This window comes from Sphingomonas sp. DC4900, assembly GCF_049896485.1.
Classification (GTDB): Bacteria; Pseudomonadota; Alphaproteobacteria; order Sphingomonadales; family Sphingomonadaceae; genus Sphingomonas; species Sphingomonas aquatilis.
The window spans coordinates 37146-52154 of the sequence record NZ_JAFCUK010000019.1 but is presented as its reverse complement, the minus strand read 5'-3'; the positions used below and the strand labels follow the sequence as shown (position 1 = coordinate 52154).

The window sequence follows — 15009 nt, the reverse complement described above, 5'->3', positions numbered from 1 at the left end:
ATCCCGATCTCGCCGCCTGACACACCGCCAAGCGAACAGCCTAGAACACCAGGATGAGGGGTCCCTTTTCGACGCCGATCACCCCGCTAACGGGGTCCCTTTTCCACGCCGATCCACAGCCGTTGCCACGCCATCCGACGTGTGGCCCGATCCGCTCAGGGGAATACCCAGCGTGGCAACCAAGCCGGCATCGACACGCCCCATGCCGCTCGCGCCGGTATCGACGGCGAAGACGAACGGCCCTTTCCCATCGACCTTAACAGTCACATAGATCCGGCCATCGACGACGCGGAACGGCACGCTCAGAACCGCGCCAGTCATCGCTCTTCGCGCCAGCGAACAGACCCTGGGTTTCTCCGGCTCAAGTGCGAAAGCGGGCGTTGCGAGACTGGCTAAGGCGGTCGCCGCAACGGTCGCCGTCCGCAAAATATTCAGGTGCATGCCCTCCCCCGACCTTAAGCGTATTACCCATGCAATACACTGGGTGATTTGTCTTTTCAACAGCGCAAGGGGGAGGCGGCGGCGATGATCGACGGAAGGCGGGGATGGCGGCGGATGCTCAGGAGACCCACAAACGGTCATGCGGAGCCTCCAACCTATACATTACCCACGGACATTCGTTCTTTTGGTCGGTCAGCCGGCCTAAGGGGCGGTCATGTCCGGTGTGGATGCACTATTTATCGTCGGCGACGTCGTCCATCGACGTGCATCGTCGTCAGAGGGCGGCAGCGGCACCGGGGCCCTATGGCTCACGTGTGCCCGCGAACCTGACGGCGTCGTGGCCGCGGTTAGCGAGCAGGCACAGCGCTTCTGGCAGGTGTTTTAGCAACCCTGCCGCGCCCGTGTATTGCTAGCCTATCCAGTGGTTTTCGACAGACGCAGGGTACGGCCGTTCGCGCGCCGGCGACGGCGTAACCTTGGGGGTGCATGGTTCGCGCGACGCTTGGCGATACAGTTGCGCTTTGCCCGCTCGATCGCGTTGATCGCAGTCTTCAATACGCCAGCGCGGGACATGCTGCGGGTGTCGGACCACATCCAACGTTGGTTCTGGCGCCCGATTGTGCCGAACACTCGGTTCGAGTTCGACAAGAAAAGGAACGAGGCGGTTCGCGGCGACCGGGCCTGTTGCAGAACGGCTGGCGCCAATCCTCCCGTCACGACTTCTGCTGCCGGTTGGAGGTGACACATAACGGTCATCGGCCTGACGCGTCTTTGCATTCGAAGCACAACGACACTGCAACAAAGCTGCTTTAGCGCGCAGTCCACAGGCGCCGAGAGAGCCGCCCTTCAGGGACTGTGTCATCATGAAATTCGCTACCGCCAGCGCCGTTGCGGCGCTGCACGTTCTTCTCGCGCCTGCCGTTTCGGCGCAGGTCACTGCGTCCCAGGGAGGCTCGGAGGTCAGTCAGGCCACGACGAATGATGCTGGTGGAGATGACATCGTCGTGACCGGCACGCGGGAGCGCGGCCGGACGCAATTCGATACGCTGGCGCCGGTCGACGTGCTGCCGCAAGCGCTGGTGCAGTCCAGCGTATCGAGCGATCTCACCACCGTGCTGGCGCAGTTGCTGCCGTCCTTCAACGTGCAGCGCTTGCCCGCCGCCGACGGACAGGCGTTCGTGCGTCCCGCGACGCTGCGCGGCCTGTCCGCCGACCAGACGCTCGTCCTCGTCAACGGCAAGCGCTATCATCGCTCGGCTTTGCTGGGAACGCGCGGCGCACAGGCCCCCGATCTCGCCAGCATCCCCGCCCTCTCGATCAAGCGCATCGAGGTGCTACGCGACGGCGCGTCGGCCCAATATGGCTCCGACGCGATCGCCGGCGTCATCAACATCATCCTCGACGACCAGCCGGGCATGGAAGCCTATGGCCAGTTCAGCCGATATTATGCCGGGGACGGCAACACCTACCAGTCCGGCGCCCGCGGGGGCATCGCGCTGGATGACAAGGGCGCGATCGTCTTCACCGGCCAGTTCGCGCATGGGGAGGCCACCTCGCGCACTCGCCAGCGTCCCGACGCTCTCGCGTTCCAGGCGGCGAACCCGACGCTCGCGGTGCCGAACCCGGTACAGCGCTGGGGGCAGCCGGACGAAGAGCGCATCAGCGGCGCGATCGATATGCACTATGACATCAGCGATGCGGCGAAGGTCTACGCCTTCGGTACGGTGCAGCAGGGCGAGGGGCTGACCGATTTCAACTGGCGCAATCCCAGCAACACCGGCAGCGTCTACAACGCCAGCAGCGTCTTCCCCGGTTTCAGCTTCCGCAGCATCTACCCGGCCGGCTTCACCCCGCGCTTCGGCACGCAGTTCGCCGACCTGCAACTCGTCAGCGGCCTACGCGGCGACCTGTCGGACGCGCTGAGCTACGACCTCAGCGCCTCGGCCGGCCGCAGCCGTATCGACTATACGATCGCCGAAACGCTCAACGCCTCCTTGGGGCCGGCCAGCCCGACGAGCTTCTACCTCGGCCGCCTGACGCAGCGTGAGACGAACCTCAACGCGGACTTCGTCTACCGCCTGCCCGTCGGCGGCATCGAACCGCTCAATATCGCCTTCGGCGGCGAACGGCGGATCGAGCGTTACGCGGTCGGCGTCGGCGATCCGGCCTCCTATGCGATCGGAGCGGGGGCCGCGACGGGTCTTGCCCCCAACGCCAACGGCTTCCCCGGTTTCGGCCCGCAACAGGCGGGCAGCTTCAAACAGACGAGCAACGCGGGTTACGTCGACCTCACATGGCATCCGATCACGATGCTCACCCTCGGCACGGCGGGCCGCTACGAGGACTTCTCGAGCTTCGGCGACAAGTTCACCTACAAATTCTCCGGCCGGATCGAGCCGGTCCAATGGCTTGCGCTGCGCGGCACCTATTCCACCGGATTCCGCGCGCCCACCCCGGCGCAGCTCAACACACGCGTCGTGAGTCAGGGTCTCGACACCCGGACGTTGCAGGTCTTCAATCAGGGACGCCTCGCGCCGACGGACCCGCTTGCGGTTGCGCTAGGAGCCAAGCCGCTGCGCCCCGAAACCTCGCGCAACATCAGCGCGGGGCTCGTCGCGCAGACGCATATCGGGCTGGGCGCGACGATCGATCTCTACCAGATCGATGTCGACGACCGTTTCAGCCAGTCGGCGACCATCGCCATCCCGGCGGGCTTCGCCAACCCCAACCGCTTCACCTCGATCAGCTACTTTACCAACGATTTCAACACCCGGACCCGGGGTGTCGATGTCGTCATCAGCTATGCTCGCACCCTCGGCGGCGGTCGGGCCAGCGCTACGCTGGCTTACAATTACAACCGCACCACCGTCCGTAGCGGGACGAGTGCGGCGATCGCCAACGACACGCAACGCCGCATCTTCCAGGAACGCCTGCCCCAGCATAATGCGACCGGCACGCTCGGCTACGATATCGGTCCGATCGGCGTGATCCTGCGCGGTCGCTATTATGGGCCCTGGACCGATGTGACGGGCAATGCGACCGGCGAGCTGTTCCAGCGCTTCGGCGGCATCGCGCTCTTCGACGCCTCGCTCACCTATCGCATGACGCCGAACATCTCGATCCGCGGCGGCGCCGAAAACCTGTTCGACACCTATCCGGCAGAGGCGACCAATCAGGCCAATCGCGGCCTGATCTATTCGCGAAACGCCCCCTATGATACCGATGGTGGCCGGTACTATGTCCGGCTCGGGTTGAGCTTCTGATGATCGATCGGCGCGCGCTTCTGGCCGGCGGGATGGCCGCCACCCTCCCCCTGCCCGCGCGCGCCGGCGCGCCCGCGCATCCCGCCCCGGACGACGAAGCGTTCTGGGCGACCGTCGCCGCAGAATATGACCTGCCCCAGGACGTCATCCAGCTCGAAAACGGCAATTGGGGCGCGATGTCCCGCCCCGTCCGCGCCGCCTACGAACAGGCCGTCGCGCGTGTGAACCGCGATACCAGCTATTACGCCCGGCGCGGCATGCTTGCCGACCTTGGCGCCGCCCGCGCCGCTGTCGCGGCGGAACTGGGCGTACCTGCCGATGAGATCGCCTTCACCCGCAATGCGACCGAGGCGCTCAAGGCGCTGATCCTCGGCTACAATCGTCTGACCGCAGGCGATGCGATCGTCTATGCCGACCTCGACTATGACAGCATGCAGGCGTGCATGGAGAGCCTTGGGCCGCGGCGTGGCGTGCGCGTTCGTCGCATCGCGCTACCCGAACCCGCCACGCGCGCCAGCCTGATCGACGCCTATGCACAGGTGATGGCCGACGAACCGCGGCTGAAGCTCATCCTCCTCACCCACCTGAGCCACCGGACCGGCCTGGTGATCCCGGTTCGCGAGATCACTGCGATGGCCCGCGCCCGCGGCATCGACGTCATCGTCGATGCCGCGCACAGTTGGCAACAGCTCGACTTCGCGCTGCCAGACCTCGATTGCGATTTCGTCGGACTGAACGGCCACAAATGGCTCGGCGCGCCGCTGGGCATCGGCATCCTCCATATCCGCAAACGCGCGCTGCCCCGCATCGACCGGGATCCCGCCGAAGACGCGAACGGCCCCGACAGCGTCATGGCCCGGATCCACACCGGCACGCTCGATTATGCGTCCTGGCTCACCGTCCCCGCTGCACTCGCCTTTCAGCATCGGATCGACCGTGCCGCCCGCGCCGCACGGCTGCGCGCGCTTCGCGACCGCTGGGTCCGGCAGGCGCGGGCGATCCCCGGCATCGAGATACTGACGCCGGACGACCCCATATTGCACGGCGCGATCACGTCATTCCGGTTCCGGGGGGTAATCAGCCCGCAGGCGAATGCCGCCCTTGCCCAGCGACTGCTTGAGCAGCATCGCATCTTCACCGTTCATCGGACAGGAGTCGCCAATGGCGCATGTGTCCGAATAACGCCGTCCTTGTTCAATTCGGCGAGCGACGTCGACCGTCTGGCCCGGGCGCTGTCAGCCGTTAATTGAAAGCACGTGGGCGTGTATCCGATGGGGCTGTTGAGGTCGCGATTGATCGCCACACCGCCGAAGAATGACCGCGGCACTTAGCGATCGTAAATGTTGGAGCATGAGACGTCGCCGATGGTGACATGTCTCAGAGCTTGGATCACATAGGCAGTACCAATTCGACGTCGCTGCCCTGACCCAAAAGTAAACGGTCGCAGTGACACCGCCACTGCTCAGAAGCGGACGTTTGGTCATCCGGTCTGGTGCAGTTCGAGAGCTGAGGACGCCGTACCTCAGACCTTCCGGTACGCACGAAGGTCAATTGCAAATAGCACGACGGACCGTATTGTAGGCACAATACACTAAGCGATCGGTTATGTCATGACGTCCTTGCGAATGCCCGAATGAACCCGACACGGCGAACGATCCTGATCGGCACCGCAGTTGCTGCCGGCTGTGCCTCCGTGCCGGCGCTGGCCAGGAGCCAGAGGCGTACGGCGATGCAAGTCCAGTCATGGATGGCGCTTGCTTCCGTGCCGGGGGCAAGCTGGGCCGTGTTCGACGGCGAAGCGGAGCCGGTCAGCTCCGCGGTAGGATACGCCAAAGTCGGTGAGGCGAACGCGACGACGGAGACGCTGTTCGAAGCCGCTTCCCTGTCAAAGCCGGTCCTGGCGGCTGCCATCCACGACCTTGTCCGCGACGGCAGCGTCGATCTCGACGAGCCTGTGGCCAAGCACATCGATTTCACGGCGGATGTCGCGACCAAGGCTATCACGCCTCGTCACCTGCTATCGCATTCCAGTGGCCTGCCGAATTGGCGGACCGAGGCCGGCAGCGATCTGGTGAGCCGGTTCAAGCCCGGTTCCGACTTCCGCTATTCGGGAGAGGGCTACGCATTGCTCGCCCGCCTCGCCGAAAAAGTCACCGGGCAGACCGCAGCGGAGGTCGTCCGTTCGCGAATTCTGACGCCTGCGGGAATGACGCGGAGCGGCTATGGCTGGTCAGCCGGCCAATCGCCTCCGGTCGCCTGGGCGCACGATGTCGGCGGCGCGTTGATGGCGGACAAGGGACCCGCGCAGTTCCAGAGGAGCCGGGACGCCGGCCCTCGCCGGTCCATCGAGGCATGGACCCAGGATGATCGCGTTGCGGGGGCCCAGGCGCTAGGCAAGCCGGCCCTGCCCGTCTTTATGATCCCAAACATGGCGGCGGGACTGTGGACGACCGCGAGCGACTATGCCCGCTTCGTCCGTTTCGCGCGCCGCTACCCGGCCATGAATACGCCGACGGTGACCGTCGAAGGCAGTCTTGCCTGGGGCCTGGGGTGGGGACTGGAACAGTCGGGCTCAGACCGCTTCGCCTGGCATTGGGGCGCCAATGACGGTGTCGCCAACCTGTTCATCCTCGACCTCGTCAGCAACGACGGGCTGGTCATGCTGACGAACGGGGCCGGGGGGCAGCGGGTCTACGAACGAGCCGCCCGCGTCCGGTTCGGACGTGAGTTCGACGCCTTGACGTGGTTGCAACCGTGACGTCGAGGATGTTCCCGCCTCCGTACGGCCTGCGGCTTTCGGCCATCCATTCGTGTTGGCAGCCAGGTAGAGCCGTAGCGTAGCTCTGATCGCCACCGGCGAGATTGCCGCCACGCTTCAATATCGCTAGCTGTTGCATATGGGCAATACAGTCGCTGTGCTGAAGCAGGCAGTTTCACGCGGTTTGGTCGCGCTGGTGGTTTGGTCTTCGATTGCGGACGCCAGGACGAACACCACGCTGCCGAATATGACCACAACCCTGCGTGAGCAGCATGTAGAGAGCGCTTCGGTCGCCGTGATCCGCGATGGGCGGATCGTCTCAACCGGGGCTTGGGGCATGGCTGGCCCCAACCGCGCGGCGACCGTCTCCACACCCTATAATCTCGCCTCGCTGACGAAGCCGCTTACGGCGGAGGTCATCCTGCGACTGGTGTCGGCCGGCACGCTGTCGCTGGACGAACCGATGGACCGCTACTGGAGCGATCCCGACCTGTCGCGCGATCCCCGGCGGATGAAGCTGACGGTGCGCATGGCACTGAGCCACCGCACCGGCTTGCCGAACTGGCGCGATGCCAAGGGGCTGGCGTTCGATCACGATCCCGGCACGACCACCCGCTATTCGGGCGAGGGATATCAATATGCGGCGCGCTATGCCGAGCACCGCACCGGGCAATCGTTCGAGACGCTGGCCTGGCGCTGGCTGTTCGCTCCGGCTCACATGCGCGCCTCGGGCTATGTTTCGGCGCAGGGCGAGACGGCGCCGATCGCCGTGCCCTATGACGAGGCAGGCAAGCCGCTGCCCGTCGAGCAGGTGACGCGATACAATGCCGCCGATCTGGCGCATGCCACCGCGCGGGATTATGCCCGCTTCCTCATCGCTGCCCGCAACGACCGCGGTCTGACCAGGGTCATCGCCGCCGAACGCAGCAGGTCGCAGGCCGATCTGACGCCCGACATCTGTACCGGAACGAAGGCGACCACCTGTCCACCCTGGATCGGCTTCGGCCTTGGCTGGCAGCTTCTCGGCTTTCCCGGTGGAACGACGATGCTCCACACCGGCAAGGATGCCGGGGCGTTCACCTTCGCCGCGATCGATCGCGCGAGCGGCGATGGCATCGTCATCCTGACCAACAGCGACAATGGGTGGCGGGTGATCCTGCCGATCCTCGAACGCACGGGCAGCGATCCGAAGCTGATCGCCTTCCTCCGTGGCCAGATGAGCTGACGGGACCGCTCGCGCCGTCAGCCGCGACGCCGAGGCGATGGGTCGATCAGCCGCAGATAGGCGAAAGCGGCGTAGCCAACCGCCAGCACCACCAACGTCAGCAACGGGCCTGCGACCTCGCCGATCGACGCTCGCATCTGATTGAGCGGGACGAAGGCATGCACCCCCGCCGTCGACGGTATCAGCTGCGCGAAGGCGGCGACGAAGCGCGGCATCTGATCGAGCGGGTACGTGGCACCCGTCAGGAAGAAGAAAGGCACCGACGTCGGGCCGAGAATGTAGATCGCCCGCTCCGCCCGGTCGAAGGTGCTGCCCGCCAGCAGACCCAGCGCGGCGACCGCGGTCGCGAAGATCGGCACCACCATCAACATGCCGGGCACATTCCCGTCGACGGGCACGCCATGGACCCAGAAGATCAGCCCGAACAGGAAATAGCAGCCGAGCATGCCGACCGAGGCGAAGGCGGCGAGCGTGCCGCCAAATTCCGCGCCCCCCATCCGCCAGCACCCCGTCTGCCGCCGCCCGCCCATGAAGGTCGCGGCGCCGAACAGCAGCGTCTGTTGGATGATGATGACGGCCACCGAGGGAAAGACATAGCCCTTATAGCCGCCGGTCCGGTTGAACAGCGGCTCCTCGACGACCGTGACCGGCGGGCCACCGCGACCGAGCTGCCCTCCCGGCAGAAGGCGGGTCTTGGCGATGTCCTGGACGACCGCGGTCACCGCCTCGCCGATCGTGCTGGCGCGGAGCAGATAGGTGGCGTTCACCCAGACCGCGATCCCCGATCCGGCCGTCCCGGCCCGCAGCTGGCGCTCCAGACCATCGGAGATCAGGATGATCCCGTCGGCCTTGCCGCTGCGCATGTCGCCACGCGCTGCCGGCAGGTCGCCGGTCACCGCGACTACGTGGACCGCGCGGGTCGCGTCGAGGTCGCGGATCATCGCGCGGCTGAGCGCACTGGCATCCTGATCGACCACCACCACGGGCAGCTTGCGCGGTGCCTCGTGCGCATAGGGCGCGGGATAGTAAAAGGCATAGAGGACGACCGCGAGCAGCATCGTGCTGAGCAATGTGCGCGAGGTGAGGATCACACGCCATGTCGCAAGGAACGCCGCACCGAAGGTCATTGCCGCCCTGCCCGCGCCGTAATGAGGGCCAGCGCGCCGCCGCCCGCCACGACGACATAGGCGATCAGCGCCAGGGTCGGCGAAACCGCCGCGGCGACCGTCTGGCCGCTCACCTGCCCCATCTGTAGCGCGATATAATGGGTGAGCGGCAGCACCTCGCTCCAGATCCGCGCAAAGGCATTGCCGCCATTCAGGGGCAGCGTCGCACCCGAATAGGCGAGCGCGGAGCCCGCATAGACGGCGCTGGCCGACAGCGCGGTGGCGGATTCGAGGGTGACCGCCACCAGCAACGCGGCAATGGCGGCGGTCGCGACGTAGAACAGCGTCTGACCACAGGCGATGAGGACAAGACTGCCCTCGACACGCCAGCCGCGCGCCAGGGTCAGGTAGAGAAGCCAGACAAGCCCCCAGCCGCTGATCGCCACGACATAGGGCAGCAACTTGCCCGCCATCGCCGCCCCCACCCCGCCGCTGTCCTTCGCCCAGGCCGACAGCGACTTGTCCTCGAGTTCGCGACCGAGCGCCATCGCGCAGACACAGGCCGCGATCAGATGCAGGACGGCGGGAAAGATCAGCAGCCCGAGAAACCATTCGAAGCTCACCGGCGCATTGCCCAGCGCCGTCGCCTCCACCACCAGACGCCGGACGCGGCTGGCCGGCACGGCGTGGTTCGGCAATTGGCTGGCCGCGATGGTGGGGAGCGCCGCCGTCACCGCATCACCGGCCGCGCGCGCGACCTGCCCGCCAGCGGTCAGAAAGCTGCCATTGTAGAGGATGCGGACGACCGGCTCGCGATGCCGGGCGATGCTGTCGCCAAGCCCTGCGGGAATGTGCACGAACCCCATGATCGTGCCGGTGCGGACGGCGCGCCCTGCGGCGGCCTCGTCGCGGTAGCTGCCGCCGGGGCGGATGAGGGGCGATGCGTCCAGCGCGCGGATGATCGCCCGGCTCGCGCCGCTGCCGTCGCTGTCGACGATGCCGAGCGGCAGTTGGCGAAACGGCCCCTGCCAGAACAGCGCGGCGACAATGAATATCAGGAATCCGGGCAACAGCGTGATCCCCGCCAGATCCCAGCGATCGCGGCGAAGATGCCGCATCTCGCGGGCGAGCGCCCGGCAGAAGGCGGTCATTGTGGCCAGTCGAACAGGACGCTCATACCCGGGCGCAGCTTGGGAATCGCGGATACGGGGCGCAGCCGGATCTCGAACGTGCGCACGTCATAGCCCGACGCCTCGCGCGTTGCGCGCCAGGTTGCGAAGTCGCCGCGCGGTGCGACGAGATAGACCCTGAAGGCGGCGTCGCGTTGCAGCGCGGGGATATGGCCGTGCAGCACCGATCCGACGCCGATCGCGTGATACCGGTCCTCGCGCAGGTTGAGCGCGACCCAGGGGTGGTCGATGTCGATGACCTGATAGGCGGGGATGACGGGGCTGACGACCTCCCCCGGCCGCACCAGCTTGCGCGCGACCTCTCCCGCGATCGGCGACACCAGCCGCGTTTCGCGCCCGAGGGCGTCGGCGGTGCGCAGCGCAGCCTCGGCGATGCGGACCTGCGCGTTGGCGGCCTGCCGGTTCTGCGGCCGCGCGCCCGCCAGCGCCTTGGCATATTGCTGGCGGGCGGCCTCCGCATTGCGCGCGCTGCTGTCGCGCGCCGCAGCCGCTTCATCGCGGCGCTGGGCGGCAACCACGCCCTCGACATAGAGGTTGGCGGCACGTCGGCTGGTCACTGCCGCCAGATTCGCCGCCGCCTGCGCCGCCTGCCACGTCGCGCGCAGCGTCGCGATATCCTCCGCCCGGGCACCCTCGTTGGTTTCGGAGGCGATGGCGCGCGCCGCGTCGAGCGCCCCTTGCGCCTGCGCCTGCCCGCCCGCGATCTCGGGGCTGGACAAGGTGGCGAGCAGCGACCCGGGCCGGACCCGCTGCCCCTCCTCCGCAATCAGCCGATCGACGCGGGCGAGCGCCTTCGTCCCAACATTGACCTCATCGGCATCGACCATGCCCTGCAGCTGCTCGGGCGCCGGGCGGCTCGCCAGCCACAGGCCCAGCGCGATGACGATCACGACGATCAGTCCCGCGACGATCGCGAGCGACCGTTTGCCACGCGCTGGCGGGGTGGTGGCTTCGTCGGTCACTGCTCGTCCCCCAAACGTCGGTCGGCGCGCGCCAGATAGGTGGTGAAATCGTCGACCCGGTGGCTGGCCGCAAGCAATCCGGCGAGCGCGAGATCATATTCATAGGCCGCCGCGATCCGCTGGCTTTGCGTCGTCGCCAGCGCCGCCCGGGCATCGACGAGCGACGAGGACGGCGCCTCCCCTTCCGCGAAGGAAAGCTGCTGCACCCGCACATTCTCGCGCGCCGCCGCGAGGTTGCTGTCGAGCAGCAGGAAGGACCGCCGCGCCGCCTCGACCAAATTCCAGGCGCGCACGATCTCGCCCGCGACGTCCTTGCGCGTCTGTGCCGCCGCATCGGCCGCGGCGCGTTCCTGCTCGCGCGCCGCATCCAGCGACTTCTTGCGGTCGAAGTTCGATAGCAGCGTGTAGCGCAGACTGACGCCCGCGACCCAATCGGGTTCGGTCGGCAACGCATGGTCGCGGTTCGCATTGTAGCTGCCGAACGCAAAGGCCTGGGGACGGTGTCGCGACTTCGCCAGGTCGACGCCCGCCCGCGCGATGCCGCGTGCGGCGTCGGCGCCCTGCGCGCGCGGCGAGGTGTCGATCCCGCCCAGGAAGGTGTCGACCGGCGGCAAGGGCGTCGAATTGACGAACAGCGGCGTCAGCGCCGTTATGCCCTGCGGCTGATCGAGCAGCCGCGCCAACGCATCGGCCGCGCTCGATTCCTCAAGCTGCGCGCGCAGATGGGCCCGCTCGGCGGCGTCGCGGGCGACCTGGACCTGAAGCACGCGGGCATGCGGGATGACGCCGTTCTGCTCGAGCTTGCGGGCGTCGGACAGATGGCGATCGAACCCCGCCAGCGTTTCGCGCGTCGAGCGCGTCAGCTGCGACGCCACCTGCCGCCCGAAATAGCTGCGAACCAGGCCGACGCGGGCCAGGTCGCGGCCCCCGGCCTGCTTGGCCCGCGCCACGTCGACGGCGGCATCGGCGCCAGCCTGCACCGCCGGAATCGCTCCGCCGGTGTACAGAGGCATGGCTGCGGTCACCGCGGGTCGGAACACCGTGTCGCGCGTCTGATACTGGAGGCTATCGGGAATGGCCCCGAAGATCGTCGGCAGCGCCGCACCGACCCGCTGGACCACCTGCCCGACGATCTGCTGCAGACCGACGGGGAAATTGCCCGGAAGCTGCGACAGGAAGTCCGCGGCGCCGGTCGCCGCAGTGTCCTTCGCGCCGGTCAGATCGACGGACAGCGTCTTTTGATAAGCGATGACGCTGGCGGAGGCGCTGACGACCGGGCGGCGAAGACTGCGCGTGGCATCGGCGATCAATTCGCTTGCGCGGACGGCATGATCCTCGCCGGACAGGCCGGGCGACGCATCGTCGAGCCTGGCCAGGGCCGCATCGAAGCTGAGCCCCAGCGGCGGCTGCGCCGCATCCGGCGGCGTCAAGGTCTGGGCCTCCGCCTGCACGATCGCGGCCCAGGCGAAGGATGCCAGCACCGCCAGCCGTGCCGCCGGACGCCGCATCACGCCACCGCCTTGCCGTCGTGCGAACAGGCCCCGCACAGGCCGGTCGTCAGGCGCTCGCTCCGACAGGACTGGTTCCCGCATGCGATCCCCCTCCACCCATGTGCCTGACAGAGCACAAAATGTCGCAGATGTGGACGGTAGTTACAATAGCGTCACGATCGCAACCCGGCGGGCCAGACCGGCTTCTCCGCCACCGACCCGGGAGACCCTTCCGACAGCGGCGGCGTCAACGCCGCGTCAGCAGTACCGGGCCACTACCGACCTTGATGCGAAGCAGTTCATACGGCTTGCGACGCAGGTCGCGGCCGCCATGAAAGCCGGGCTGGCGGTGAAGCTGGTTCGCGGTAAAGTAGAGATAGCCATCGGGGCCGATCGACAGGGTATCGGGCCAACTGATGCGCGGATCGCTGACCAGGGTCGACCACTGGCCGTGATCGAGCACCCGGATCGCATTGTGTTCGTAATCACCGGCGAAGACGCGGCCCCCATCGTCCTCGGCAATGCCATCCGACGCGCCTTTGCGCCCCATGCTGCGAACCGCGCGGCCAAGTTGCTCTTCCGACACGGACGGATCGCGCAACATCGCCGTGGGCACGGCATGGAGCGTGCGGCCCGAGAGCGGCCCGTAATAGAGCATGCTGCCGTCAGCGCTCAGCGCGATCGCGTCGCTGGCGATGGCGACCGGCGTCGCAGGCCCGCTGGCCGGGCGGTTCATCAGCACCTCGCCGTCGACCATCGGCGTGAAGCCCGGTTCCGGGTTGGTCGTCGCGTGGCCGGACAGGCGGCGGATCGCCCGCCCGCTGGCGATATCGACGACGATGATACCGCCGACGCCCGCGTTGCTGCTGTCGGTGATATAGGCGGTGCCCTGCTCCCCCTGTCGCAGGTCGAAGCGCACGTCGTTGAGATAGGTCGTCGGCAGCACGACGCTTGGGGGCAGGACGATGGTCTTGACCACCCGGTTGGTCGCGAGGTCGATCGCTACCAGCTTCGCGCCACCCGCCTGGGGCGGCGCGAATTTCGGTGCCGCCGTGTCGAGCACCCACAAGCGGTTCGCGCCATCGGCGACGACGCTCTGCACCGAGATGAAGTGGCCTGCGGGGTCGGCGGGATCAGGGCGATTGGTCGCGGCGTCGGGATAGGGCACCGCCTTGCCGTCGACCAGCTCGGCGACCGTGAACGGCGCCTGGTCGCCCCATTGCGGGAAGTTGACGAAGATACGTCCATCGGGCGCGACGGTCACGCCGGTCGGCATCGCGCCGTCGAACGCGGCGACCCGCTCGATCCGGGGAGCCGGAGCCGTGTCGCGGGCCGTCGCCCCGACCGTGATCGAGGCGACGGCAGCGGCGGCGAGGAGCAATGTGGCGGGCCGTTTCATCGCGTCATCTCCTTCAGGATACGGCCCGCCTCATGCGGCTCGGACCGGAGATATTGGGGCGGCGCCTTGACCGAAGCGCCGAGCGCAGCGGCGGCGTGCCAAGGCCAGCGCGGATCCCACAAGGCGGTGCGCGCGATGGCGATGGCGTCCGCATGCCCGTCCTGCAGGATCTGTTCGGCCTGCTGCGGATCGGTAATCAGGCCGACCGCAATGACGGGCATCGTGACCGCGTCCTTGACCGTGCGTGCCAGTGGCACCTGGTAGCCGGGACCGACCGAGATTTGCTGGCGTGGATCAAGGCCGCCGCTCGACACATGGATGGCGGCGCAGCCGCGCCGTTCCAGCGCGTCGGCAAATTGCGCAGTTTCGTCCGCCGTCCAGCCGCCCTCGACCCAATCGGTCCCCGACACGCGGACGGTGACGGGTCGGTCGGCGGGAAACGCCGCACGCACCGCGTCGAATACCTCGAGCGGGAACCGCATCCGGTTGGCGAGGCTGCCGCCATGGGCGTCCTCGCGATGATTGGAGAGCGGCGAGAGGAATTCGTGCAGCAGATAGCCATGCGCGGCATGGATCTGGATCGCCTCGATCCCAAGCCGCGCTGCCCGAAGGGCGGCATCGGCGAAGGCATCGCGGATTCGCGCTAGGCCCGCCTCGTCCAGAGCGACGGGCGCATGATCGGTCGCGGCATAGGGCACCGCGCTCGGCGCGACCGTCTGCCAGCCATTCTCCGCATCCGGCGCGATCTGCGCGCCCCCGTGCCACGGCTTGGCACAGCTCGCCTTCCGGCCGGCATGCGCCAGCTGGACGACCAGCGGCACGTCCGACCAGCGGCGCACACTGTCGATCACGCGCCGCATCGCCTCTTCGGTACGGTCGTCGTACAGACCGACATCGCCATAGGTAATCCGCCCTTCCGGGCTGACCGCGGTGGCTTCGATCGTCAGGGCGCCCGCCCCCGCCATGGCGAGCTGGCCCAAGTGCATCTGGTGCCAATCGGTCATCGCGCCGTCCTCGGCGGAATATTGGCACATCGGCGCGATGACGATGCGGTTGGCGAGGCTGAGCCCACCGACCGTCAGCGGCTCGAACAGTCGGGCCATCAGGCGTCTCCCGTGGAGGGCAGCAACGCCGCAGGATCGGCGACGCGCAACATGGTCTGGAGATTCCGCACG

General features: G+C 67.4%; 11 protein-coding genes. 4 read left to right on the top strand and 7 right to left on the bottom strand.

Annotation, left to right across the window (positions count from 1 at the left end):
* Window positions 1-78: 78 nt before the first annotated feature.
* A complete protein-coding gene (locus ACP690_RS16500) occupies window positions 79-441 on the bottom strand; it encodes a hypothetical protein (protein ID WP_426261698.1) in 363 nt (120 codons plus the stop codon).
* 863 nt (window positions 442-1304) lie between these two features.
* Between ACP690_RS16500 and ACP690_RS16495 the strand changes: the two genes are divergently transcribed.
* The 4 genes from ACP690_RS16495 to ACP690_RS16480 all read left to right on the top strand — a co-directional run bounded on the left by ACP690_RS16495 (window position 1305) and on the right by ACP690_RS16480 (window position 7687).
* Window positions 1305-3704: a TonB-dependent receptor plug domain-containing protein gene (locus ACP690_RS16495; protein ID WP_426261697.1), complete on the top strand. Its 2400-nt coding sequence runs from the start codon at window positions 1305-1307 to the stop codon at window positions 3702-3704.
* Window positions 3704-4954, top strand: coding sequence for an aminotransferase class V-fold PLP-dependent enzyme (locus ACP690_RS16490; RefSeq protein ID WP_426261696.1), 1251 nt, complete (start codon window positions 3704-3706; stop codon window positions 4952-4954). Before ACP690_RS16495 ends, ACP690_RS16490 begins: the two co-directional genes overlap by 1 nt.
* Window positions 4955-5337: 383 nt before the next feature.
* Entirely contained in the window at window positions 5338-6462 is a 1125-nt protein-coding gene (locus ACP690_RS16485; RefSeq protein ID WP_426261695.1) for a serine hydrolase domain-containing protein, read from the top strand.
* 139 nt (window positions 6463-6601) lie between these two features.
* On the top strand, window positions 6602-7687 hold the full coding sequence (locus ACP690_RS16480) for a serine hydrolase domain-containing protein (RefSeq protein WP_426261694.1): 1086 nt from the start codon (window positions 6602-6604) through the stop codon (window positions 7685-7687).
* Window positions 7688-7704: 17 nt separating this feature from the next.
* Here ACP690_RS16480 and ACP690_RS16475 read toward each other — a convergent pair whose 3' ends face one another.
* The 6 genes from ACP690_RS16475 to ACP690_RS16450 all read right to left on the bottom strand — a co-directional run bounded on the left by ACP690_RS16475 (window position 7705) and on the right by ACP690_RS16450 (window position 14937).
* Window positions 7705-8814, bottom strand: a complete 1110-nt coding sequence (locus tag ACP690_RS16475) for an ABC transporter permease (protein WP_426261693.1) — start codon at window positions 8812-8814, stop codon at window positions 7705-7707.
* Window positions 8811-9944 carry an ABC transporter permease gene (locus ACP690_RS16470; protein WP_426261692.1) on the bottom strand — a complete coding sequence of 378 codons (1134 nt, stop codon included), beginning with the start codon at window positions 9942-9944 and terminating at the stop codon, window positions 8811-8813. Before ACP690_RS16470 ends, ACP690_RS16475 begins: the two co-directional genes overlap by 4 nt.
* The gene (locus ACP690_RS16465; protein ID WP_426261691.1) at window positions 9941-10945 is read right to left on the bottom strand and encodes an HlyD family secretion protein; all 1005 of its coding nucleotides are present in this window, start codon (window positions 10943-10945) and stop codon (window positions 9941-9943) included. Before ACP690_RS16465 ends, ACP690_RS16470 begins: the two co-directional genes overlap by 4 nt.
* Window positions 10942-12537 carry a TolC family protein gene (locus tag ACP690_RS16460; protein WP_426261690.1) on the bottom strand — a complete coding sequence of 532 codons (1596 nt, stop codon included), beginning with the start codon at window positions 12535-12537 and terminating at the stop codon, window positions 10942-10944. The genes ACP690_RS16465 and ACP690_RS16460 overlap by 4 nt, the downstream gene beginning before the upstream one ends.
* Before the next feature lie 145 nt (window positions 12538-12682).
* Window positions 12683-13834, bottom strand: coding sequence for an L-dopachrome tautomerase-related protein (locus ACP690_RS16455; RefSeq protein ID WP_426261689.1), 1152 nt, complete (start codon window positions 13832-13834; stop codon window positions 12683-12685).
* Window positions 13831-14937 carry an NADH:flavin oxidoreductase/NADH oxidase gene (locus ACP690_RS16450; protein WP_426261688.1) on the bottom strand — a complete coding sequence of 369 codons (1107 nt, stop codon included), beginning with the start codon at window positions 14935-14937 and terminating at the stop codon, window positions 13831-13833. The genes ACP690_RS16455 and ACP690_RS16450 overlap by 4 nt, the downstream gene beginning before the upstream one ends.
* Window positions 14938-15009 lie beyond the last annotated feature (72 nt).